Origin of the sequence: Sphingomonas sp. CFBP8993 (assembly GCF_034044895.1) — a bacterium.
Lineage (GTDB): Bacteria > Pseudomonadota > Alphaproteobacteria > Sphingomonadales > Sphingomonadaceae > Sphingomonas.
Map to the genome: position 1 here is coordinate 477,082 of NZ_JAXCWU010000003.1, position 23,053 is coordinate 500,134.

Genomic DNA, 23,053 nt, shown 5'->3' on the forward strand with positions numbered 1-23,053 from the left:
CTCACGATATTTCAGTCAGGAAATCGCTTATGTTCGGCGGCCTCGCCAAGTCCCTGTTCGGTTCGTCCAACGACCGTTACGTCAAGTCGCTCAAGCCCATGATCGCCAAGATCGCCGATTTCGAGCCGCAGATGGAGGCGATGACCGACGCGCAGCTTGCCGCGCAGACCGTCAAGTTCCGCGAACAGCTGGACCAGGGCGCGACGCTCGACAGCCTGATCCCCGAGGCGTTCGCGACGGTGCGCGAAGCGGCCAAGCGCGTGCTGGGCCAGCGTCACTATGACGTGCAGATGATCGGCGGCATCGTGCTCCACCGCGGCGAAATCGCCGAAATGCGCACGGGCGAGGGCAAGACGCTGGTCGCTACGCTCGCCACCTATCTGAATGCGCTGCCGGGCAAGGGCGTGCATGTCGTCACCGTCAACGACTATCTCGCCAGCCGCGACGCCGCGACCATGGGCCGCATCTACGGCTTCCTGGGCATGACGACCGGCACCATCATCCCGAACCTGGACGATGCGCAGCGCAAGGCTGCGTATGATGCCGACATCACCTACGGCACGAACAACGAGTTCGGCTTCGACTATCTGCGCGACAATATGAAGTATGAGCGCTCGTCGATGGTGCAGCGTCCCTTCAACTACGCGATCGTCGACGAGGTCGACTCGATCCTGATCGACGAGGCGCGCACGCCGCTGATCATCTCCGGCCCGACCGACGACAAGTCGGAGCTGTATATCGGCGTCGATGCGATCGTGAAGCAGCTGACCGCCGACGATTACGAGAAGGACGAGAAGCAGAAGTCGATCATCCTGACCGAGGACGGCACCGAGCGCGCCGAGCGCCTGCTGGAGGCCGCCGGGCTGCTCCAGGGCGAGAATCTCTACGACTTCGAGAACACCCAGGTCGTCCATCACCTGAACCAGGCGCTGCGCGCGAACATGATGTTCAAGCGCGACACCGACTATATCGTGAAGGACGGCAAGGTCATCATCATCGACGAATTCACCGGCCGCATGATGGACGGGCGTCGCTGGTCGGAGGGCCTGCACCAGGCGGTCGAGGCGAAGGAGGGCGTCAATATCGAGCCCGAAAATCAGACCATGGCCTCGATCACCTTCCAGAATTATTTCCGCATGTATCCGAAAATCTCGGGCATGACCGGCACCGCCGCGACCGAGGCGGGCGAATTCTACGACATCTACAAGATCAACGTCGTCACCATCCCGACCAACGTGCCGATCGCGCGCGTCGACGAGGAGGACGAGTTCTACAAGAACACCCAGGACAAGTTCCTGGCGATCGCCAAGAAGATCCGTGACCACGCCGCCAAGGGCCAGCCGGTGCTGGTCGGCACGGTGTCGATCGAGAAGTCCGAGCTGCTGAGCGAATTCCTGACCCAGGAGGGCGTGCCCCACAAGGTCCTGAACGCGCGCTATCACGAGATGGAAGCGCATATCGTGGCGCAGGCCGGTCGCCTGAGCGCGGTGACGATCGCGACCAACATGGCCGGTCGCGGCACCGACATCCAGCTGGGCGGCAACCTGGAATTCCGTATGCTCGACGAGCATCCCGAGATGGTCGAGGGCACGCCCGAATATGAGGAAGCGGCGACCCGCATCCGCGGCGAGATCATCGCCGAAAAGCAGAAGGTGCTGGAAGCGGGCGGCCTGTTCGTGCTGGGCACCGAGCGCCACGAAAGCCGCCGCATCGACAACCAGCTGCGCGGCCGTTCGGGTCGTCAGGGCGATCCGGGCCTGTCGCGCTTCTACCTCAGCCTCGACGACGACCTGCTGCGCATCTTCGGTCCGGACACGCTGTTCGCCAAGATGATGCGCAACAATATCGAGGATGGCGAGGCGATCGGCAGCAAGTGGCTGTCCAAGGCGATCGAGACCGCGCAGAAGAAGGTCGAGGCGCGCAACTACGACATTCGCAAGCAGGTCGTCGAATATGATGACGTGATGAACGACCAGCGCAAGGTCATCTACGAACAGCGCGCCGACATCATGGATGCCGAGACGGTGGGCGAAGTCGTCACCGACATGCGTGCCGAGACGGTCAACGCGATCGTCGGCACCGCCTGCCCGCCGAACAGCTATCCCGAACAATGGGATGTGGCGGGCATGAAGCAGCAGTTGAAGGACCTGCTGAACCTCGAGCCGCCGATCGACGACTGGATGACCGAGGAAGCGATCGATCCCGAAGTCGTGCTGGAGCGGGTGACCGCCATGGCCGACGAGGCGGTCGACGCCAAGGCCAAGGAACTGGAGCCCGATACCTGGACCAGCGTCGAGAAGTCGATCCTGCTCCAGAATCTGGACCATCACTGGAAGGAGCATCTGGCCACGCTCGACGCGCTGCGCCAAGTCGTCCACCTGCGCGCCTATGCACAGAAGACGCCGATCAACGAGTATAAGCACGAGGCGTTTTCGCTGTTCCAGCGCATGCTCGACAATATCCGTGAGGATGTGACGCGCACCATCGCCTATGCCCAGTTCCAGCTTCAGGCGCCGCCGGAGCTGCCCGAACTGCCGGACTTCATCACCTCGCACTTCGACCCGTTCACCGGCGATGACAACACCAATGACTGGGATGCGGCCGCGCGCGGGCTGCTCCAGCCGCAGATGCCGCCGATGCAGATCCCGCAGCCGGACGGCGCCGACCTGGGGACCGATCCTTCGCAGTGGGAAGGCCGCGTCAACCGCAACGCGCCGTGCCCCTGCGGCTCGGGCCTGAAGTACAAGCATTGCCACGGAGCGGTGACGGCCTGATCGGCTGCTCCCTGATGCTTTGGAAAGGGCGGTGGGCTTCGGTCCGCCGCCCTTTTCTTTGTGGCGAGGGCAAATAACAGGCTGCAGCTCTTCTTCACTCTCTGAGAAGGGAGAAAACGGGGAGGCGGAACAAGGGGCCGTGATCGGAAGCCTGGGAGAGCGCCCTGGCTAGGGCGGACTTTCACTATCCGAACCGGCGGGGTTGCAGAGCTGGACGGAGGCTTTGCGCGACCTCGTCAACGCATGCCGCGCGCGTGGCGGGAGTCCTTGGATGCGCGTACCAAACAAAAGGGCGGCCACTCCCGGTGGAGTGACCGCCCCTATGCCTGGACAGAACTGACCGAATTACTTCGGCATCACCACCGTCGGCCCGATCGTGGAGACGATCGCGCGCGCATCGAAGGCGCGGAGGTTGTCGCGCGGGATCGGGCCCTTGCGCATCACGACCTCGGCGGTGGCTTCGTACCGGTCGATGGTATTGATATCCATGTTGTTGCCGAAGAAGGGATCACCCCAGAACGGGTCCCAGCTACGCCAGCCAAAACCGCGGCCATAATAGCGCCAGGACGGGCCCCACCAGCCGCCACCCCAGCCACCGAAGCCTGGCCCGAAGGCACCCGGTCCCGGCGTCGAGTAGGTGCGCGAGCGAAGTTGCGTGTCGCGGTCGGCCATCACGAAATAGTCATAGCCATTGGCCAGCGTCAGCTCGGCCGCGCGGAACAGCAGGTAACGCTCGACCGTATCGCGCGACGTCACCGTATTGCCAGCGAAGCTGACGATGAAGCGACCCGGCTCCAGCTGCTGATCGGAATAACCGGTGCGATAGAAACCCGAACCCGTGGCCGGGCGATAGGTGGTTTCGGTCGCGCATCCCGCGACCATCAGGGTGCTGGCGCCCAGCAGGGCAAGCGCGACCTTCCGACCGAATTGCATGGACTTTTCTTCCTTTCCTGCCCCTCGGGCGCGCCGGGAGGCCCACGTCCTGTAGATCATGTCACCAAAACGGTCGATGAACGGTTTGGCTCCCGCGATGAATTGTGTGTCACGCCCCCGTCAAGTGCAGCGCGACCTGCCGTCGATGGGGTGCCCGGCGATGCTCGAACAGATAGATGCCCTGCCACGTCCCCAGCATCAGGCGCCCCCCGATCAGCGGGATCGACAGGTGGATGCCGGTCAGGATGCTGCGCAGATGCGCGGGCATGTCGTCGGGTCCTTCGTCGTCATGGGCATAGGCGCGAGCGTCCTCGGGCGCGATTCGGGCGAAATAGGCGAGGATGTCGGTCTTCACCTCCGGCGCGGCATTTTCCTGGATGATCAGCGAGGCCGAGGTGTGTCGGCAGAACAGGGTCAGAAGCCCTTCGTCCATGCCCTGTTCGCGTACCCATGCCGCGACCGGCCGGGTACATTCGGTCAGGCCCTGGCCGTGGGTGTCGATGCTGAGGATCGTGGTGGCTTGGCGCATGGGTCTCCAATGCCCGACGCGCCCATTCGATACCAGCCGCCGTCGAAGAGGACGATCGGGCGGGCCGATCGGGTGGGCCGATTGAACGGGCCGATTGAACGGGTTGGTCTGCGGCGCGTTGGGCAGGACTGAAGATAAGGAGACCTGCCATGAAAGCTATGCTCGCCGCGTTGGCCATCGTTACCGTTGCCGCCCCGATCGCCGCGACGCCGGCCGTCGCCCAGGATCGCGACTATCGCTGGCATGGCGACCGCGATGACTGGGACGCCTCGCGCGACTATCGCCGTGGTAACCACCGCGAGCGCCGCCTGGGCCGTGATGACCAGGTCTTCCGTGGCCGCGACGGTCGCACCTATTGCAAGCGCAACGACGGCACCACCGGCCTGGTGGTCGGCGCGCTCGGCGGCGGCGTGCTGGGCAATGTGATCGGTGGCGGCACGCTGGGCACCCTGCTCGGTGCGGGCGGCGGCGCGTTGCTCGGCCGCTCGATCGATCGCGGCAAGGTCCGCTGCCGCTAATACCGGAATGACGGAAGGCGCCGACGGACATCCGTCGGCGTCGTTCCGACACACCGGTGGCTTGGCCCACTAGCCAAAGACGGGCGCCCGCTGCATGATGTACGGCGGGAGGGACGTAATGCGCATCAACCTGAAATGGACGACCGCCATGGCCGCCGCCTTGCTGGCGAGTGGCTGCAACCGCGCCAAGGCGGACGACAACTGGACCGCCGACCAGGATACGGCGATCTGCACCGATGCGCAGGGCAAGCGCCTGCCCGACGATCGTTGTCGCCAGACCCGCGTCGGCGGTGGTGGAGCCTTCTGGTATTTCCTGGGACGCGGCCGCGCCATTCCCTTTTACGGCGAACGGGCCACGGGCGGCAGCTTTCGCCCTGCTGGCGGTACCCGCTATTTTACCGCGCCCAGCGGCAGTGCGATGACCCGGTCGGCAGCGATCAGTCGTGGCGGCTTTGGTGCGTCCGCCTCACGCTTCGGCAGCGTCCACGCATGATCCGTCAGACCCTGACGCCCCGGCCGGACTGGCAGGCCCAGGTCGAGGGGCTTGGCCTGATCTGGCACGCCGGGGACGAGCGGCCCTATTGGGACGAAAGCGCCTGTTATCGCTTTACCCGTGCGCAGATCGATACGATCGAGAGCGCCACGACCGAACTCTATCGATTGTTCCTGGCGGCGGGGGAGGCGGTGGTCAGCGATCCCGCGCTGCTCGCCCGCTTTGCAATCCCGCCCGCCTTTCACGACCCCATTCGCGAGGCATGGGAAGCCGAGCCGCCGTCGCTGAACTTCGGACGGTTCGATCTGGGCTATGACGAATCGGGCGCGCCCAAATTGTTCGAGTTCAACTGCGATACGCCGACTTCGCTGCTCGAGGCTGCGGTCGTGCAATGGGCGTGGAAGGACGCGTGTTTCCCGGCGCTCGACCAGTTCAACAGCCTGCACGAGGCGCTGGTCGCCCGCTGGGCCGAGATCGCGCCGCATCTGCCCTCGACCTTGCATATCGCCCATGTCGAGGATGTGGCGGGCGAGGATGCCGTCACCGCCGCCTATGTCCGCGACACCGCCGAGGCCGCCGGGATCACCACCGTCCCGATCCTGATGGAGCGCATTGGCTGGCATCACGAGGCGCATTGCTTCGTCGACGACGCGGACATGCGGATCGAGGCGATGTTCAAGCTCTATCCATGGGAATGGCTGGTCCAGGAGGAGTTTGCGGTGCCATTGCTTCACAATCTGGAGCGCGGCGACCTGATATGGATCGAGCCGATCTGGAAGATGATCTGGTCGAACAAGGCGATCCTGCCGATCCTGTGGGATCTGTTTCCGGGGCATCCGAACCTGTTGCCCGCCAGCTTCACGATCCCGGACGGCGATGCCGTCGCCAAGCCGCTGCTGTCGCGCGAAGGGGCCAATGTCTCGATCCGCAAGTCGGGGAGCATCCTGGCCGAAACGCCCGGCCATTATGGCGAGGAGGGATATATCTACCAGTCGCTCTACCGATTGCCGGAGGCGGCGCCGGGATGTTTTCCGGTGCTGGGAAGCTGGGTCATCGACGGCGCGGCGGTCGGGATGGGTATCCGCGAGGACGGCCTGATCACCTCGAACACTGCGCGGTTCGTACCGCATGTGATCGACGGCTGATCCGTCCTGGTTGGCGCTGTCTGGGATTCTACAGCGCCGGTGGCTCCCTGAGTAGGATTCGAACCTACGGCCGCTCGATTAACAGTCGAGAGCTCTACCGCTGAGCTATCAGGGAATGTACCGGCGCTGTGGAGGGGTCCTATAAAGGGCTCGAAAAAAGCCGCAACCCCTTTTTTGACGGATTTGCGTAAGCCAGCCCGCCAAAGCTGTGGATAAAAATCCGATCAGGTGACGAATTGTTCCCCCCTGTCGCTTGGGCGACGAACTGTTCCCCCGTCGCTTAAGCGACGAACTGCTCCATCGTGATGCGGTCGTCCAGCGCGTGTTCGGGGTCGAACATCAGGGTCAGCTCGCGCGAGCGGTCCATGCAGATGTCGACCTGCGCCACGTCGCGAACCTCGCGCTGGTCGGCGACCGCCGAGACGGGGCGCTTGCCCGCGTCCAGGACCTTGATCGACACGCGTGACTTGTCGGGCAGGATCGCGCCGCGCCAGCGCCGGGGACGGAAGGGGCTGATCGGGGTCAGCGCGATCAGCGCGGAGCCGAGCGGCAGGATCGGTCCCTGGGCGGAGAAATTATAGGCGGTCGATCCCGCCGGGGTCGCGGCCAGGATGCCGTCGCACACCAGTTCGGGCAGAACGACGCGACCGTTGACCGTCACCTCCAGCTTGGCGGTCTGGCGGGTTTCGCGCAGCAGCGACACCTCATTGATCGCGGGCAGTTGATGGACGCGCCCGTCGATGCCCGTCGCCGTCATCTGAAGCGGGGTGACACGGAACGGCTTGGCGCGGGCGAGGCGATCCTCCAGCCCATAGCTGCGCCATTCGTTCATCAGGAAGCCGACCGTGCCCAGATTCATGCCGAACACCGGCACGGGGCCGCGCCGCCGCTCCAGCATGCGGTGAAGCGTCTGGAGCATGAAGCCATCGCCGCCCAGCGCGATGACATAGTCGGCATCGTCGAAATCGACCCAATCGGCACTATTGTGCAGATCGGTGACCGCCGCCTGTGCGGGCGCGGTGGGCGAGGCGACCAGGGCCCGCCGGACGGGATGGGTCATCCGCCGGTCACGCTCATATGGCGCGACACGGCCGGAGCCGATCCCGTCTCGATACGGAAATCGTGCCGGGCAGGCTTGGTGGCCAGCCCGAAATCGATCGCAGCGTCCAGCCCCGCGATCCCGCCGTCGCGCAGCGCGGCCTTCAAATCCACCTGATCCTCATGACCGAGACACATATACAGCTTGCCCTCGGTCGTCAGCCTCACCCGGTTGCAACCATCGCAAAAATTCGCGGTCAGCGGCGAGATCAGGCCCAGGCGGGTTTCCGTACCCTCCACCTGCCAATAGCGGGCGGGGCCGCCGGTCCGGTGTCCGGCGCGGACCAGCGGGAATTCCGCTGCGAGTCGGTCGAAAACGGTGGTCAGCGGCAGGAAGCGGTCGACCCGATCCTCGTCGATCACGCCCAGCGGCATCGTTTCGATCAGGGACAAATCTAATCGCTCCGAAACGCACCACGAAAGCATCGAAGCGATTTCGTGTTCGTTCAGACCCTTGAGCGCAACCATGTTGAGCTTGACGGAAAGGCCGGCGTCACGTGCGGATAAGATACCATGGATAACCTGCTCCACGTCACCATGGCGCGTGATGTAGCGGAAGCAGTCGGGATCGCGGCTGTCGATGCTGACATTGATGCGCCGGATGCCTGCCGCGACCAGCGCCCCGGCATGGTCGGCCAGGCGCGTGCCGTTGGTCGTCATGGTCAACTCGTCCAGGCCGTTTCCGACATGCCCCCCCAGTCGGCGGACCAGGTCGACCACATCGCGCCGGACCAGCGGCTCCCCGCCCGACAGGCGGATGCGGGTCACGCCGCGCGCGATGAAGCGTTCGGCGATGATCGCGATCTCGTCCAGGCTCAACAGCTTGGCACGGGGCAGGAACGTCATCTGCTCGGACATGCAATAACGACAGCGCAGATCGCAGCGATCGGTTACCGAAATTCGCAGATATCGGATCGTGCGGCCATGTTGATCGACAAGCGATCCGGCGGTCGAGACTTTGGCGCAGCCCATCGTCAAAGGGGTAGCCCCAAGGCGGGACGCGAACAAGACGGAATGCCGTTGGTGAAGCCTCGGGCGGTGGATAGGAAGCGTGCATGACGCAGGATGAATTCGGATTTAACGCGCACCGCAGAGGAACGGCGGTCTTCGCCCTTTCGTTCCATCACCCTGCCATCATGGACGAAGCGATCATCCGTGCCGGTTGGGCCATCTGGTCGGTCGCGCCGCGCGACGGCGAGCCTCCGGCGGGTGACGCACTGGTCGGCGCTTTCCTGGCGAGTGAGGCGCGTGTCGCCCTGATCGACGCGCGCGCGCCTGGCGACCTGGGCCTGCGCGCGGCGCAGGCGCTGGGCGCGGTGATCGCGGCGACCGGCGCGGCGATGCTGGTCGCGGTGCCCGATACGCTGCCCGACACGCTCGACGCTTTTGTCGCGGCGGGGGCGACCCATGTCCTGACACCCGACGCGGACGATGCAATGCTGCACGCGTCGCTGAAACTGGCGGAGCGCCACGCCCGGCGGACGCTCGACGTACGCCGCCGCCGCACCCATGCCGATGGCGAAGTGGGCGAGGTGCATCGCTGGATCGCGGATGCGATGGATCATGGGCAGTCCTGTCTGGCGATCATCGTGGCGCTGTCGCGGCTCGACCTGATCAATGCGGCGCATGGGCGTCCGGCGGGCAACATGCTGTTGCGCTCGGTCGAGACGCGGATGCAGGCCGCGGCGGCCGAGGTGTTCGGTGACGGCGCGGTCGTCGCGCGTTCGGGCGGGGCCGAGTTCGTGATGGCCGGGGTCGCCGGGCCCGATCGGGCCCGCGCGATCGCCGACACGCTGGAGACGTTGCTCGCCCTGCCGTTCCAGGCCGGGTCGGTGCCGATCCGCCTGGGCGTGCGGCTTGGCCTTGCTGCGTCGCAACCCTCGGAAGACCCCGCCAGCGTTCTTGCGCGCGCGGGCGAGGCGCTGAGCCAGGCGCAGGCCGGCGACGGCACGATGCTGCGCTTCGCGCATCCGGGCGACGTGACCCCCCTCGACGTGCTGGCCGCCGATCTGCATCACGCGATCGAGCGCGGCGAGATCGACATCGTGTTCCAGCCGCAGGTCGAAATTCGAAGCGGACGGATCACCGGCGTCGAGGCGCTGGCCCGCTGGCGGCATCCGACGCTGGGACCGCTGGGTGCCGACCCGCTGTTTGCGGCGGCGGAGCGTGCCGATCTGGGCCTCGCGCTGTCGGACCATATCCAGCAGATCGCGCTGCAACGGGCCGCGCGCTGGCCGCTGGCCATGTCGCATCTGCGGCTGTCGATCAACATCACCGCGGCCGATGTCGCGCGGGCGGGGTTCGCGCGGCTGTTCCTCGAACGGGTGGCGAGCAGCGGATTTCCGATCGACCGCCTGACCGCAGAGATCACCGAAACCGGGCTGATCCGCGAACTGGACCGTGCCGCCGTCGTCCTCGACAGCCTGCGCCAGGCCGGAGTGCGGATCGCGATCGACGATTTCGGCACCGGCTATTCCAGCTTGGCCTATCTGACCAGCCTGCCGATCGACTATCTGAAGCTCGACCGCGCGCTGGTGTCCGAGGTGGATGCGTCGCGGCGCGACCGGGTGGTGGTGCGCGGGATCATCCGCATCGCGGCGCATCTGGGCATGTCGATCGTCGCCGAGGGGGTCGAGACGCATGACCAGGCGGTGTTGCTCGGACGGCTGGGTTGTGAAATCTATCAGGGATTCCTGCGCGCCGCGCCGCTCGACGAGGCGGCGTTGCGGGCGATGATCGAGGAGGAACTGGAATGCGCGGCCTGACCGTCATGACCATCGCGGCGGCAATGCCGATGCCGGTGGCCGTCCATGCCGCGGCGCCCGCGACCGACCCGGCCGAGGCGGGCATCCGGGCGGCCATGGCCGACAGCGCCAAGGGGTGGGACGAGGGCGACCTGAACCGCTTCGTCGCCATCTATGCCGCCGATGCGGTCTTCGTCGGCAAGGACGGCCTGATCCGGGGCAAGGCGGCGATTGCCGAGAATTATCGACGCAGCTTCACCGGCAACGGGAACGCCCGGGGACAGCTGCGCTTCGATTTCCTGGCCTTCAAGCCGATCGGCGAGCGTCGCATCCTGTTTGCGCGGTGGAACCTGTCGGGCGGCGAGAGCGGGATGACGACGCTGGTCTTCGAACGCCGCGCGGCCGGCTGGCGGATCATCGCCGACCATAGCAGCTGAAGCGCTAAATCCTCCCCAAGCCGGGCTTGGGGAGGATTTGGCTTACCCCGCCGCCTTCGCCAACCCCTTCGACAGTTGCAGCGCGCCGTGCAGTCTGGCCTTGGCATCGGGCCAGGCGCGGTTGAGCACCAGCTTGCCGTCGGGACGCAGCTTGGCCAGTTCGCCCAGCCGCTCGACATAGGCGAACAGGCCATCGACATTGGGCGGCCGGTTGTCGTGGAAGGCGATCAGGACCCCGCGCTGGCCGACATCCATCTTGGCGATGCACGCCTTCTTCGCGTTCAGCTTGATCTTGATGACCTGGATCAGATTGTCGGTCGCCTCGGGCAGCGGGCCGAAACGGTCGATCATCTCGGCGGCGAATTCCTCGACCTCCTGATGCTTCTCCAGGTCGTTGAGGCGACGATACAACCCCATGCGCAGGTCGAGGTCGGGGACATAGTCGTCGGGGATCAGAATGGGCGCATCGACGGTGATCTGGGGCGAGAAGTCGCGCTTCTTCTCGAATGCGCCGCCCGCCTTGGCCTCCAGGATCGCCTCTTCCAGCATCGACTGGTAGAGTTCGTAGCCGACCTCCTTGATATGGCCCGACTGTTCGTCGCCCAGCAGATTGCCTGCACCACGAATGTCGAGGTCATGGCTGGCCAGCTGGAACCCGGCACCCAGCGTGTCGAGGTCGGACAGCACCTTCAACCGCTTCTCCGCCGCTTCGGTCATCATCCGTTCGGGCGGGGTGACCATATAGGCATAGGCCCGCGTCTTCGACCGGCCGACCCGCCCGCGCAACTGGTAGAGCTGGGCGAGGCCGAAGCGGTCGGCGCGGTTGACGATCATCGTGTTGGCCGATGGAATGTCGATGCCGCTTTCGATGATGGTGGTCGACACCAGCACCTCGAACTTGCGGTCGTAGAAGGCGGACATGCGCTCCTCGACCTCGGTCGCCGACATCTGGCCATGCGCGATGACATAGCGGATTTCGGGAACCTCCTTGCGCAGGAATTCCTCGATATCGGGCAGGTCGGCGACGCGCGGCGTGACCAGAAAGCTCTGCCCGCCGCGATAATGTTCGCGCAGCAACGCCTCGCGCAGCACCACCGGGTCCCACGGCATGACATAGGTGCGCACCGCGAGCCGGTCGACCGGCGGCGTCTGGATCACCGACAGCTCGCGCAGGCCCGACATCGCCATTTGCAGCGTGCGCGGGATCGGCGTCGCGGTCAGCGTCAGCATATGGACGTCGGCCTTCAACGCCTTCAGCCGTTCCTTGTGGGTCACGCCGAATCGCTGTTCCTCGTCGACGATGACCAGGCCCAACCGCTTGAACTCTACGGTCTTGGCCAGCAGCGCATGGGTGCCGACGACGATGTCGATATCACCCGACGCCGCGCCGTCCTTTGTCCGCTTGGCCTCGCTCGCGGTGACGAGGCGCGAGAGGCGGCCGATCTTGATCGGGAAGCCCTCGAACCGCTGGACGAAGTTGTTGTAATGCTGTCGCGCGAGCAAAGTGGTGGGGCATACCACCGCCACCTGCATCCCAGCCATTGCCGCGACGAACGCGGCGCGCAACGCCACCTCGGTCTTGCCGAAGCCGACATCGCCGACGATCAACCGGTCCATCGGCTTGCCCGCGGTCAGGTCGCCCAACACATCGTCGATCGCCCGGTCCTGGTCGTCGGTTTCCTCATAGGGGAAGCGGTCGACAAAGGCCGGATAGCCCGCACTGTCCGGTTCGGCCACCTCGCCGGGGCGCAGCGCGCGTTCGGCGGCGACGGCGATCAGCTCACCCGCGATCTCGCGGATGCGCTCTTTCATCCTGGCCTTGCGCCGCTGCCACGCCTCACCACCCAGCCGGTCGAGCGTCGCGCCGTCCTCGCCCGAGCCGTAGCGGGTCAGGACCTCCAGGTTTTCGACCGGTACGTACAGCTTGTCGCCGCCCGCATAGGACAAGGCGACGCAGTCATGCGGGCTCTTGCCGACGGGAATCGAGGTCAGCCCCTCGTATCGGCCGATGCCGTGGTCGGAGTGAACGACCAGATCGCCGGGCGAGAGCGTCGCCAGCTCGGCCAGGAAGGCATCGGCCGACTTGCGCCTTTTCTGCCGCCGGATCAGCCGGTCGCCCAGCATGTCCTGCTCGGTCAGCAGCGCGATGCCCGGCGCGGTGAAGCCATGGTCGAGCGGCAGGACGACCAGCGCGACGCCGAAGCTCTTCGACGTGTCGGCGATGCCCAGCGCTTCCTGCCAGCCCTCGGCCGCCTTCGCGCCCTTTAGGCCATGGTCCTTGAGCAGGCTGCCCAACCGCTCGCGCGCCCCGACCGAGTAGCTGGCGAGGACGGGCTTGCGGCCCTGCTCGCGCAATGCCTCGATATGATCGACCACCGCCTCGTAGATATTGGCATGGGCGGCGCGTTCGGGCGCGAAGTCGCGCGCGCCGTCCACCTCGAAGTCGAGGACCGTCGCGCTTGTCGGTTCGTGGAAGGGTGAGACGAGGTGCGCGGTCGCCGCCTCCAGCCCCGCGTTCCACTCCTTGTCCGTCAGGTAGAGAGCCTTGGCGGGCAGCGGGCGGAAGCTGCCCGGCTGGGCCGCTTCGGCGCGTTTGCGGTTTTCGTAATAGTCGGCGACCGCCTCGAACCGGCTGGTCACCGCCGCGGCGACGCCACTGTCCCGCACCACCACCGCGCCGTCGCCGAGATGGTCGAACATGGTCGACAGCTTCTCTTCGAACAGCGGCAGCCAATGCTCCATGCCCGCCATGCGCCGCCCCTCCGACACCGCCTGATAGAGCGGGTCACCGGTGGCGGTCGCGCCGAAGGTCTCGCGATAGCGGGTGCGGAAGCGCTTGATCGACTCCTCGTCGAGCAACGCTTCGGAGGCGGGGAGCAGGGTGAACCCGTCGATCCGCCCGGTCGTCCGCTGGTCGGCGGGGTCGAAGGTGCGGACGCTTTCGATCTCGTCGCCGAAGAAGTCGAGGCGCAGCGCCTGTTCCTCGCCGCTGGGGAACAGGTCGACCAGGCCGCCGCGCACCGCGAATTCGCCCTGATCGTGGACCGTCTCGGTTCGGACATAGCCGTTCGCCTGGAGCAGGACCGACAGCTTCTCAAGCCCGATCCGCTCGCCGGGTGCCAGCCGCGCGACCAGTTGCCGGATGCGGAACGGGGTCAGCACCCGCTGGGTCACGGCGTTAGCGGTGGTCAGGACCAGCTGCGCCGCCTTGGGCCTGGCCTGTAGCCGGTGCAGCCCCGCGATCCGCTCCGCCATGACGCGCAAGGTGGGCGAGGCGCGGTCATAGGGCAGGCAGTCCCAGGCGGGGATCTGCAAGACCTCCAGCTCGGGCGCGAAATAGGTCGCGGTCGAGGCCAGTTCGCGCATCTGTGCTTCGTCGGCGCAGATGAACACCGCCCGCATCGTCGCCGCGCGCGCCAGATCGGCGAGCAGCACGGGCAGGAACCCCGCCGGAACGCCCGACAGGGTCAGCGGGCTCTGGGCGGTCAGGATCGTCTTGATATCGGGCATGGGGTTCCGAAACTGGGGGAGCTAGGCGTCTGAACGTGCGTCCAGGCGTAAGTTACCGGGCGATGGGTACAAAATTCAGCGCGCGCATCCGCTGCATCACGGGGCCGTCCCATTGTGGCGGGCAAGGCTGGGAACCGATCGCCCAGGCCATGATGTCGACATCCTGTTCCTCCAGCAGCGCCTCGAACCAGTCGAGTTCCTCGGGGCTCAGCGTCTCGTGATGCGCGTCGAAAAAGCCGCCGATCATCAGGTCGGCTTCCTTGGTGCCGCGATGCCATGCGCGAAAGCGGAGGCGCTTGATACGGGTTTCGTGGTCCATGGGGTTCCGATCCAACGAGATTAAGACCCGACACGCTCTGGCGGCGCGCGAGGCAGAGGCTATACAGACCCATCTAGTCATGCGTCCCGATATCCTCAATCCGCTGTTCGCCGAGGTCACGTCGCTGAAAGGCGTCGGGCCCGGCCTTGCCAAGCCGCTCGAACGCCTGCGTATCGCGCGGGTGGTCGATGTCGCCTTCCATCTGCCGACCGGCCATATCGATCGCGTGCCCCGCGACGAACTGATGGCGTCGGATGCGGGACGGGTGATCGCCATCCCGCTGACGGTGAAGGAGCATCGCGCCTCGTCCTCGCCGCGCGGGCCGACACGGGTGCGGGCCGAGGATGCGGCGGGCAACAGCGTGGCGCTGGTCTATTTCGGCGGCAATTCGGGCTGGGTGAAGAAGCTGCTGCCCATAGGCGAGACGAAGGTCGTGTCCGGCCGCCTGGACCTGTACGGCCAGGATTTGCAGATCGTCCACCCCGATCTGGGCGACAGCACAGAGGGGTTTCGAGAGCGCGAGGCCATTTATCCGCTGTCGGAAGGGATCACCTCGCGGCGGCTGGGCGCGCTGGCGGCGCAGGCGGTCGAGCGCGCGCCCGAGTTGCCCGAATGGATCGAGCCGGGGCTGAAGGCGCAGCGTGGCTGGCCCGATTGGCGCGAAGCGCTCGCCCGTATCCATGCCGATCCAGCGGATGCGAAGGCGCGCGAACGGCTGGGCTATGACGAGGTGTTCGCCAACCAGCTTGCGATGACGCTGGTTCGCGCGGACACCCGCAAGCGGCGCGGGCGGGCGCTGAACGGCGACGGGCGGCTGCGCGATATGCTCAAGCTGCCCTATACGCTGACCGGCGCGCAGAGCCGGACGGTGCGCGAGATTGAGGGCGACCTGGCGCAGGATGCGCCGATGCTGCGACTGCTCCAGGGTGATGTCGGCGCAGGGAAAACGCTGGTCGCGGCGATGGCGATGCTGATCGCGGTCGAGGCGGGGGCGCAGGCGGCGATGCTGGCGCCGACCGAAATCCTCGCGCGCCAGCATTATGAGACGTTGCGCAAGACGCTGGCGGGCCTGCCGGTCGAGATCGCGGTGCTGACCGGCCGCGACAAGGGCAAGGCGCGCGAGGCCACGTTGATGGCGCTGGCGGCGGGGGAGATCGACATTCTCGTCGGCACCCACGCCATCTTCCAGGACACGGTGACGTACCGCGACCTCGCTCTGGTGGTGGTGGACGAACAGCATCGCTTTGGTGTGGCGCAGCGGATGATGCTGTCGGCCAAGGGCAAGGCCCCGCCGCACCTGCTGGCGATGACCGCGACGCCGATCCCGCGCACGCTGACGCTGGCCAATTACGGCGAGATGGATGTCAGCCGGTTGGACGAGATGCCGCCGGGCCGCCAGCCGATCGAGACGCGCGTGGTGTCCGAGGACCGGCTGGACGAGGTGGTCAACGCGCTGGGCCGCCATCTGTCCGACGGCGGGCAGGCTTACTGGGTCTGCCCACTGGTGGAGGAGAGCGAGAAGTCCGATCTCGCCGCGGCCGAGATGCGCGCCGAAACCCTGCGCGCCCGCTTCGGCGATCGGGTCGGCCTGGTCCATGGCAAGATGAAGCCTGCCGAGAAGGACGCCGTGATGGAGGCGTTTTCCGGCGGGCGGCTGGGCGTGCTGGTCGCGACGACGGTGATCGAGGTGGGGGTGGACGTGCCCAACGCCACGCTGATCATGATCGAACATGCCGACCGCTTCGGGCTGGCGCAGCTCCATCAGTTACGTGGGCGCGTCGGGCGGGGCGGGGGGCTGTCGCGCTGTCTGCTCCTGCGCGGGTCGCACCTGTCGGAGACATCGCGGGCACGGTTGGCGTTGATGCGCGAGACCAATGACGGCTTCCGTATCGCCGAGGAGGATTTGCGGCTGCGCGGGGCGGGCGAGTTGCTCGGCACGCGGCAATCGGGCGAGATGGCGTTCCGGCTGGCGACGCCCGAAAACATGGCCGACCTGATGCAATGCGCGCAGGACGATGCCCGGCTGTTGATCGACCGCGATGGCGGGTTGGAGGCACCGCGCGGACAGGCGGCGCGGACGGCGCTGTACCTGTTCGAGCGGGATGCGGGCGTGGCGCTGCTGCGCTCGGGCTGAACGAAGCGGCTGGGATAGCGTTGGGCGTAGATGGCTGCTGTGTTTCCCCTCATTCTCGTCCTGATCGCCGGTATCGGCCTGGCGATCCAGCCGCCGACCAATGCGGCGCTTGCCAAGGCGTCGGGCTCGGTGGTGCTGGCCGCGCTGACGTCCTTCATGATCGGGACGTTGGCGCTGGCGATTGCCTGGGCTGCGTTCGACCGCACCAGTCCGGCGGCGTTGAAGAGTGCGCCGGGCTGGGCCTGGCTGGGCGGGTTCTACGGTGCCGGGTTCGTGGCGGTGCTCGCCTATGCCGCGCCGCGCTTGGGGGTATCGGTGGCGTTGACGGCAGCGATCGCCAGCCAGCTGGTGGCGGCGCTGCTCGTCGATCATTTCGGACTGTTCGGGGTGCGCGTCGAGCCGGTGACGATGGGCAAGGTCATCGGGGTCGCGCTGGTCATCGCAGGCGCGGTGGTGGTGCGGCGGGGGTAGGGGCTTGGTGCTCCCCGGCGAAGGCCGGGGTCCAGTTACTCGCGGTTTGTGGCGCGCCATAAGTTGGTGGAAGTAAGTCGCTCCCACGCAGCGTTACCGCGCTTCTTCGACTTGGTAGAAACCGGACCCCGGCCTTCGCCGGGGACCGGGCCCTAGGAAGAGGACCATGACCCCAAACTCCGTTCTGCCTGAGCGGAGTCGAAGGCCACAGAAATCACCCCGCCGTTAGCAACCCGTGATTTTTCTTGCCCGACGACAGTTTCACCGGCTCCGCCCCGATCGCGATGACGGCATTCTCGTCCGCCACCTTCTCGCCATCGACCCGCGCGCCGCCGCCCGCGATCAGGCGGCGCGCCTCGCCCTTGGACTTGGCGAAGCCCAGTCCGATCAGTGCATCGACGATCGAAACCGATCCGCCTTCGACCGCAAAGCTGGGCAGTGCCGCGCCCGCCGCACCCTCTTCGAAGGTGCGCCGCGCCGTTTCCGCCGCTTCGTCCGCCGCCGCGCGGCCACGGCACATGGCGGTGGCTTCGTTGGCAAGGATCTTCTTGGCCTCGTTGATCTCCGCGCCCTCCAGCGCCTCCAGACGCGCGATCTCGTCCAGCGGCAGGTCGGTGAACAGACGCAGGAAGCGACCGACATCGCGGTCGTCGGTGTTACGCCAGAACTGCCAGTAATCGAAATGCGGCAACTGGTCTTCGTGCAGCCAGACCGCGCCCGACATGGTCTTGCCCATCTTGCCGCCGTCCGCCGTGGTGATCAGCGGGGTGGTCACGCCGAACACCTCAGTCCCGTCCATGCGGCGGGCGAGTTCGATGCCGTTGACGATATTGCCCCACTGGTCCGACCCGCCCATCTGCAGGCGGCAGCCATGACGCTGCGCCAGCTCGCGGAAGTCGTACGCCTGGAGGATCATATAATTGAATTCGAGGAAGCTCAGCGACTGTTCGCGGTCGAGGCGCAGCTTCACCGAGTCGAACGACAGCATCCGGTTGACCGAAAAATGCTGCCCTACCTCGCGCAGGAAGGGGATGTACTCCAGCTTGTCGAGCCAGTCGGCATTGTCGACCATTACCGCGTCGCTGGGCCCGTCGCCGAAGGTCAGGAATCGTTCGAAGATGCGCTTGATCGAGGCGACATTGCTTTTGATCCCATCCTCGCCGAGCAGCTTGCGCGCCTCGTCCTTGAAGCTGGGATCGCCGATCTTGCCGGTGCCGCCGCCCATCAGGACGATCGGCTTGTGCCCGGTCTGCTGCATCCGGCGAAGAAGCATGATCTGCACCAGACTGCCGACGTGCAGCGACGGCGCGGTCGGATCAAAGCCGATATAGCCGGGCACTACACCCGCCAGCGCCAGCCGGTCCAGCGCGGCGCCGTCGGTCATCTGGTGGACGTAACCCCGTTCATCCAGGGTGCGAAGCAGATCGGAGGTATATGCCATGATGGCGGCTCGTTACACCGCCGATCCGCGTTCGTCACCCTCCGCCGACGGCGAAGGGGTGCGAACCCTTCGGTCCGCGCCCCTTCGCATCGGTCAGAAACGTTGCGGCTTACCGGCAGACGGTACGCCCGCCCCGCTCGACATAGGTGCAGGGGCGATAGCCCGAACCCCGGCCGTTATAGTTGGTATAGTCGCCCTGCGACCGGGGATCGACATAGCCCGGCGTGCGGCGGGCGCGGTCGAGTTCGCGCCCGACCCGTGCCTCGCGACGCTCACGCCAGTCATTGCCGCGCCGGCCGCGATCGTCACGCCAGTCGCGCCGATCGCCACGACCACGGCGGTCGTCGCGCCAGTCGCGGCGGTCGTCCCTGCGGTCGCCTCGCCAGTCGCGGCGATCACGGTCGCCCCGAGGGCCGTCGTCGCGCCAGGACTGGGCCTGGGCGGAGGATACGGGCAGCGCGGTCGTAGTGACCACCCCGGCCACCGAAAGGCCGATCATGGCCAGAGCGCGAAACATCTTCTTCATACGCCAACTCCCAGGGGCGAAGGCCCCAAGTCTGTTTTCAACCTATGACAGGTCGTGGCGTTCCGAATCCTGAACCCGCCGTTAGGCGATGTTCAGGTTCGGGCAGGGCGATCAGCGCGAAGGCAGGCGGCTGAGCGGGTCGACCGGCGCGCGGCCGCGGCGCAGTTCGAAGTGGAGTTCGGGCCGGTCGGCAAAGCCGGTCTGTCCCGACAGCGCCAGCGTCTGGCCGCGCTTCACGCTTTGCCCGCGCTGGACCATCAGCTTGGAGGCATGGCCATAGACGCTGGTCCAGCCATCGCCATGCTTGACGATGACCAGGCCGCCGAGCGCGGCGATGCCGTCGCCGACATAGGCGACGACGCCGTCCGCGGTCGCCTTGATCGGCGTGCCGATCGGCACCGCGATCTTGATGCCGTCATTGCGCTCGCCGCTTGACCCGGCGCCGAAGCGTTTGACCACACGCCCGTCGACGGGCCAGGCAAAGCCCGAGCTGAGCCGGGTCGGGGCCGCCACTACGGCGGTCGGCGGCAGGACGCGGCGCGGGGTCGCGCTGGGCCTGGCCGGGGCCTGGTTCGAGGCGAGCGCGGGCTCGCCACCGGTCAGGATGTCGTCGACGTCCAGCTTGAAGGCGGCCGCGCGCTCGGCCGCGCTGGTCATTGGTGCTCCGGACGCACTGGCGACGGCGGTGTCGGGGATGACGATACGCTGGCCCGCACGCAGCACGAACGGCTCGGTCAAGCCATTGGCCTCGACGATGCGCGACCATTCGATGCCGTAGGCGCGCGCGATGGCGATGCCGCTCTCGCCCGACCGGACCAGATGATAGCGGCCGCCGGGAATGGTCAGCCTCTGCCCGGTGCGGATGACGAACGGCGCGGACAGGCCATTGGCACGCGCGATCGCTTCCGACCCCGAGCCGGTCCGGTCCGCCACGGCGCGCAGCGTGTCGCCGGGGCGGACGATATAGGTGGTGTCGGGAATCGCCCGCGCGTCGGGCGTGACCGGGCGCAGCTCCCAGGAGGGGCGCGGCGCGGGCAGGGTCGAGACGGGCTGGCGCGGCGCCGGTGCCTGCGCGACGGCCTCAGCCACCGGTGGGCGCATGACGGCGCGTGGCGGTGTCGGGCGCCTGATGCTCTGGCCAGTGGCGACCGGCACCGATCGGCGAACAGGCGGACGAGCCGCGTTGGAGCGAGGAGCGCCGGCACGCGGGGGCGTTACCGGCGGAATTGCCCGCGTCGTAGGACGATCCGCCACGGGCACGGGCTGGGGAGCGGGCGGCGGCGCGACGGGTTCGGCCGCACGCGTCGGCGGCTCCATGTTCGGGATGCACGCGGACAGCAGCAGCCCGGCCCCGATGATGCCACCGATCGTCGTTACAGTCCGCCCCACGCCCTTATTCCCCCCGCTTACCTCAGCGATATGCTTCGTTAAGCATAGCAATCGACGGCGCGTGCGTCAGGTCGAGATGCAGCGGCGTGACCGCGATGTGATCGTCGGCCACCGCATCCAGATCGGTGTCGTCGCCCGGCTGATGCGGCAACCGCCCGAGCGCCAGCCAGTAATAGTCATAGCCACGCGGATCGCTTCTCCGCTCGAGCTTCGCACGGCCATAGTCGCGCAGGCCCTGACGGGCGACGCGGATACCCTTCACTCTCTCGGGCGCCACCGGCGGGAAGTTGATATTGACGAGGGTGCGGGGTGCGAAGTCGCAGGCCAGCAACGGGCGCAACACACGCTCGCCCCAGGCCTCGGCCGTTGCGAAGGAGACACGGTCGCCGACCCCTTGCGTCGGATAGCGCTGGCTCAGCGCGATCGAGCGGATGCCCGCCAATGCTCCCTCCATCGCGGCCGACACCGTCCCGGAATAGAACACGTCCTCGCCCAGATTCGCGCCGCGATTGACGCCCGACAGGATCAGATCGGGCTTGGCATCCTTCATCACCTGGCCGAGCGCCATCAGCACCGAATCGGTCGGCGTGCCGGTGACGGCAAAGCGCCGCTCCCCGAATTGGCGCAGCCGCATCGGCCGGGTCAGGGTCAGCGAGCGGCTGGTCCCCGACTGGTCCTCGGCAGGCGCGACGATCCAGACATCGTTGGACAGCATCGCGGCGATCCGCTCCAGCGCGGCGAGCCCCGGTGCGTGATAGCCATCGTCATTGGTGAGCAGGATGCGCATCAGCGCGGCTCCAGCACCGCCTGCCCGCCGAGATAGGGACGCAGCACCTCCGGCACGACGACCGAACCGTCGGCCTGCTGGTAATTCTCGATCACCGCGACCAGGGTGCGACCGACCGCCAGCCCCGAGCCGTTCAGGGTATGGACGAAGCGCGTCCCCTTGCCCTCGGTCGGGCGATAGCGCGCCATCATCCGCCGCGCCTGGAAATCGGTGCAGGTCGAGCAGGACGAAATCTCGCGATATCGCGCCTGTCCGGGCAGCCAGACCTCCAGGTCATAGGTGCGCGCCGCCGAGAAACCCATGTCGCCGGTGCACAGCAGCATCCGGCGATAGGGCAGGTCCAGCGCCTCCAGCACACCCTCGGCGCAGGTCGTCATCCGCTCATGTTCGGCATCCGACTGGTCGGGGGTGGTGATCGACACCATCTCGACCTTGTCGAACTGGTGCTGGCGGATCAGGCCGCGCGTGTCGCGTCCCGCCGCGCCCGCTTCCGAGCGGAAACAGGGGGTCAGCGCGGTGAAGCGCAGCGGCAGTTCCGCCTCGTTCAAAATCGCTTCGCGCACGATATTGGTCAGCGAGACTTCCGCCGTGGGGATCAGCCAGCGACCATCGGTGGTGCGGAACAGATCCTCGGCGAACTTGGGCAACTGTCCGGTGCCGAAGGCGGCTTCGTCGCGGACCAGCAGCGGCGGCTGGACCAGCTCGAACCCGTTTTCCTCGGTCATCCGGTCGAGCATGAACTGGCCGAGCGCACGCGACAGCCGCGCCATGGGGCCGCGCAGCAGGGTGAAGCGCGCACCCGACAGGGCGACGCCCGTCTCGAAATCCATGCCCAGCGCGGGCGCGATCGCGTCATGCTCGCGCGCCTCGAACGCGAAGGTCGCGGGCTCGCCCTTCTGGTGGACCAGCGCATTGTCGTTCTCGTCCGCGCCCTGCGGCACGTCGGCGGCGGGCAGGTTGGGAGTGGCGGCCAGCGCGGTGTTCAGCTCGGCCTCGACCACGCGCTCCTGCTCCTCCAGTTCGGGGAGCTTCGCCTTCAGTGCGGCGACTTCGTCCATCAGGCTTTGTGCGCGCGCATCGTCCTTCGACGCCTTGGCCTGGCCGATCTGCTTGGACAGGTCGTTGCGGCGGGTCTGGGCCGCTTGCGCCTCGGCGATGATCGCGCGGCGGCGTTCGTCGATCGCGATCAGCGTCTCGGCCTGGGGTTCGGCGCCCCGCTTGGCGAGGGCGGCGTCGAAGGCGGCGGGGTCGTCCCGGATCAGGCGAATGTCGTGCATGGGCGCGAGGCTATGGCGTTCGCTCCGCCGACACGCAACCCGTGGCGAAGCGTCCGCGTTATCTCGGGGCATATAGAAGGAGAAACGCGATGCAGGTGCCGCATAACAGCTTCGTGCTGGTCGTCGATGGCCGCAAGAGCCTGTTCTTTCGGAACGATGGGGATGCCGAATATCCCAATCTGATCGTCGAGCAGGCGGTGGAGCATCCCAATTCCGCCGATCGCGACCAGAAGACCGACCGGGCGGGCCAGGCCTCCTCGACCACCGGCGGCACGATGGGTGAGGTCGATTTCCACCAGCAGGAGGAAGATCGCTTCGCCGCCGAAACCGCCGACATGCTCAAGCGTCGCGCGCTCGCCAACGAGTTCGAGGCGCTGATCGTCGTCGCCCCGCCCAAGACGCTGGGCGAGCTGCGCAAGCATTATCACAAGTCGGTCGAGGACCGGCTGGTCGGCGAACTGGCCAAGGACCTGACCGGGCATCCGGTGCCCGAGATCGAGGCCGCGCTGCAAAAGGCGTAAACGCACC

20 protein-coding genes and 1 tRNA gene are annotated in these 23,053 nt (G+C 66.8%); 9 read left to right on the forward strand and 12 right to left on the reverse strand.

Annotated elements, in window-relative coordinates:
• Positions 1 to 29 precede the first annotated feature (29 nt).
• Positions 30 to 2,774: a preprotein translocase subunit SecA gene (secA, locus tag SOM26_RS08400; RefSeq protein ID WP_320452255.1), complete on the forward strand. Its 2,745-nt coding sequence runs from the start codon at positions 30 to 32 to the stop codon at positions 2,772 to 2,774.
• 345 nt (positions 2,775 to 3,119) lie between these two features.
• Here secA and SOM26_RS08405 read toward each other — a convergent pair whose 3' ends face one another.
• Complete coding sequence (locus tag SOM26_RS08405; RefSeq protein WP_320452256.1) at positions 3,120 to 3,707, reverse strand: CC0125/CC1285 family lipoprotein; 588 nt, start codon at positions 3,705 to 3,707, stop codon at positions 3,120 to 3,122.
• Between the two features lie 109 nt (positions 3,708 to 3,816).
• Positions 3,817 to 4,236, reverse strand: a complete 420-nt coding sequence (locus tag SOM26_RS08410; RefSeq protein WP_320452257.1) for a secondary thiamine-phosphate synthase enzyme YjbQ — start codon at positions 4,234 to 4,236, stop codon at positions 3,817 to 3,819.
• A 149-nt stretch (positions 4,237 to 4,385) separates the two neighbouring features.
• Here SOM26_RS08410 and SOM26_RS08415 point away from each other — a divergent pair, with 149 nt between their 5' ends.
• From SOM26_RS08415 to SOM26_RS08425, 3 genes are all read left to right on the forward strand, one after another.
• Positions 4,386 to 4,754 (forward strand): glycine zipper 2TM domain-containing protein, encoded by a 369-nt coding sequence (locus SOM26_RS08415; protein ID WP_320452258.1) that lies wholly within the window; start codon positions 4,386 to 4,388, stop codon positions 4,752 to 4,754.
• Positions 4,755 to 4,872: 118 nt separating this feature from the next.
• A complete protein-coding gene (locus SOM26_RS08420; RefSeq protein ID WP_320452259.1) occupies positions 4,873 to 5,247 on the forward strand; it encodes a hypothetical protein in 375 nt (124 codons plus the stop codon).
• A complete protein-coding gene (locus tag SOM26_RS08425; protein ID WP_320452260.1) occupies positions 5,244 to 6,392 on the forward strand; it encodes a glutathionylspermidine synthase family protein in 1,149 nt (382 codons plus the stop codon). Before SOM26_RS08420 ends, SOM26_RS08425 begins: the two co-directional genes overlap by 4 nt.
• Positions 6,393 to 6,432: 40 nt before the next feature.
• Here SOM26_RS08425 and SOM26_RS08430 read toward each other — a convergent pair.
• The 3 genes from SOM26_RS08430 to moaA form a co-directional block, all read right to left on the reverse strand.
• A tRNA-Asn gene (locus SOM26_RS08430) sits at positions 6,433 to 6,507 on the reverse strand.
• Between the two features lie 165 nt (positions 6,508 to 6,672).
• Positions 6,673 to 7,452 (reverse strand): NAD kinase, encoded by a 780-nt coding sequence (locus SOM26_RS08435; RefSeq protein WP_320452261.1) that lies wholly within the window; start codon positions 7,450 to 7,452, stop codon positions 6,673 to 6,675.
• On the reverse strand, positions 7,449 to 8,462 hold the full coding sequence (moaA, locus tag SOM26_RS08440; RefSeq protein WP_320452262.1) for a GTP 3',8-cyclase MoaA: 1,014 nt from the start codon (positions 8,460 to 8,462) through the stop codon (positions 7,449 to 7,451). Before moaA ends, SOM26_RS08435 begins: the two co-directional genes overlap by 4 nt.
• Before the next feature lie 164 nt (positions 8,463 to 8,626).
• On the opposite strand from moaA, the gene SOM26_RS08445 reads away from it, so the two are divergent.
• Entirely contained in the window at positions 8,627 to 10,255 is a 1,629-nt protein-coding gene (locus SOM26_RS08445) for a putative bifunctional diguanylate cyclase/phosphodiesterase (protein ID WP_320452263.1), read from the forward strand.
• Entirely contained in the window at positions 10,243 to 10,671 is a 429-nt protein-coding gene (locus SOM26_RS08450) for a YybH family protein (RefSeq protein WP_320452264.1), read from the forward strand. Before SOM26_RS08445 ends, SOM26_RS08450 begins: the two co-directional genes overlap by 13 nt.
• 42 nt (positions 10,672 to 10,713) lie before the next feature.
• Here the strand turns inward: SOM26_RS08450 and mfd are convergent, their stop codons facing one another.
• Together mfd and SOM26_RS08460 are read right to left on the reverse strand one after the other, a co-directional pair.
• Positions 10,714 to 14,181 (reverse strand): transcription-repair coupling factor, encoded by a 3,468-nt coding sequence (gene mfd / locus SOM26_RS08455; RefSeq protein WP_320452265.1) that lies wholly within the window; start codon positions 14,179 to 14,181, stop codon positions 10,714 to 10,716.
• Positions 14,182 to 14,233: 52 nt separating this feature from the next.
• The gene (locus SOM26_RS08460; RefSeq protein ID WP_320452266.1) at positions 14,234 to 14,500 is read right to left on the reverse strand and encodes an FAD assembly factor SdhE; all 267 of its coding nucleotides are present in this window, start codon (positions 14,498 to 14,500) and stop codon (positions 14,234 to 14,236) included.
• A gap of 79 nt (positions 14,501 to 14,579) precedes the next feature.
• Here SOM26_RS08460 and recG point away from each other — a divergent pair, with 79 nt between their 5' ends.
• On the forward strand, positions 14,580 to 16,634 hold the full coding sequence (gene recG, locus SOM26_RS08465; protein ID WP_320452267.1) for an ATP-dependent DNA helicase RecG: 2,055 nt from the start codon (positions 14,580 to 14,582) through the stop codon (positions 16,632 to 16,634).
• 30 nt (positions 16,635 to 16,664) lie between these two features.
• Positions 16,665 to 17,105, forward strand: a complete 441-nt coding sequence (locus SOM26_RS08470) for a DMT family transporter (RefSeq protein ID WP_320452268.1) — start codon at positions 16,665 to 16,667, stop codon at positions 17,103 to 17,105.
• A gap of 214 nt (positions 17,106 to 17,319) precedes the next feature.
• On the opposite strand, the gene tyrS is transcribed toward SOM26_RS08470, so the two are convergent.
• The 5 genes from tyrS to serS all read right to left on the reverse strand — a co-directional run bounded on the left by tyrS (position 17,320) and on the right by serS (position 22,525).
• The gene (tyrS, locus tag SOM26_RS08475) at positions 17,320 to 18,546 is read right to left on the reverse strand and encodes a tyrosine--tRNA ligase (protein ID WP_320452269.1); all 1,227 of its coding nucleotides are present in this window, start codon (positions 18,544 to 18,546) and stop codon (positions 17,320 to 17,322) included.
• A 109-nt stretch (positions 18,547 to 18,655) separates the two neighbouring features.
• The gene (locus tag SOM26_RS08480; RefSeq protein ID WP_320452270.1) at positions 18,656 to 19,072 is read right to left on the reverse strand and encodes a hypothetical protein; all 417 of its coding nucleotides are present in this window, start codon (positions 19,070 to 19,072) and stop codon (positions 18,656 to 18,658) included.
• A gap of 111 nt (positions 19,073 to 19,183) precedes the next feature.
• Positions 19,184 to 20,161, reverse strand: a complete 978-nt coding sequence (locus tag SOM26_RS08485) for a peptidoglycan DD-metalloendopeptidase family protein (RefSeq protein WP_320452271.1) — start codon at positions 20,159 to 20,161, stop codon at positions 19,184 to 19,186.
• Positions 20,162 to 20,483: 322 nt separating this feature from the next.
• The gene (surE, locus tag SOM26_RS08490; RefSeq protein WP_320452272.1) at positions 20,484 to 21,248 is read right to left on the reverse strand and encodes a 5'/3'-nucleotidase SurE; all 765 of its coding nucleotides are present in this window, start codon (positions 21,246 to 21,248) and stop codon (positions 20,484 to 20,486) included.
• A complete protein-coding gene (serS, locus tag SOM26_RS08495; protein ID WP_320452273.1) occupies positions 21,248 to 22,525 on the reverse strand; it encodes a serine--tRNA ligase in 1,278 nt (425 codons plus the stop codon). Before serS ends, surE begins: the two co-directional genes overlap by 1 nt.
• Before the next feature lie 89 nt (positions 22,526 to 22,614).
• Between serS and SOM26_RS08500 the strand changes: the two genes are divergently transcribed.
• Positions 22,615 to 23,046 carry a host attachment family protein gene (locus tag SOM26_RS08500; RefSeq protein WP_320452274.1) on the forward strand — a complete coding sequence of 144 codons (432 nt, stop codon included), beginning with the start codon at positions 22,615 to 22,617 and terminating at the stop codon, positions 23,044 to 23,046.
• The last annotated feature ends 7 nt before the right edge of the window (positions 23,047 to 23,053 follow it).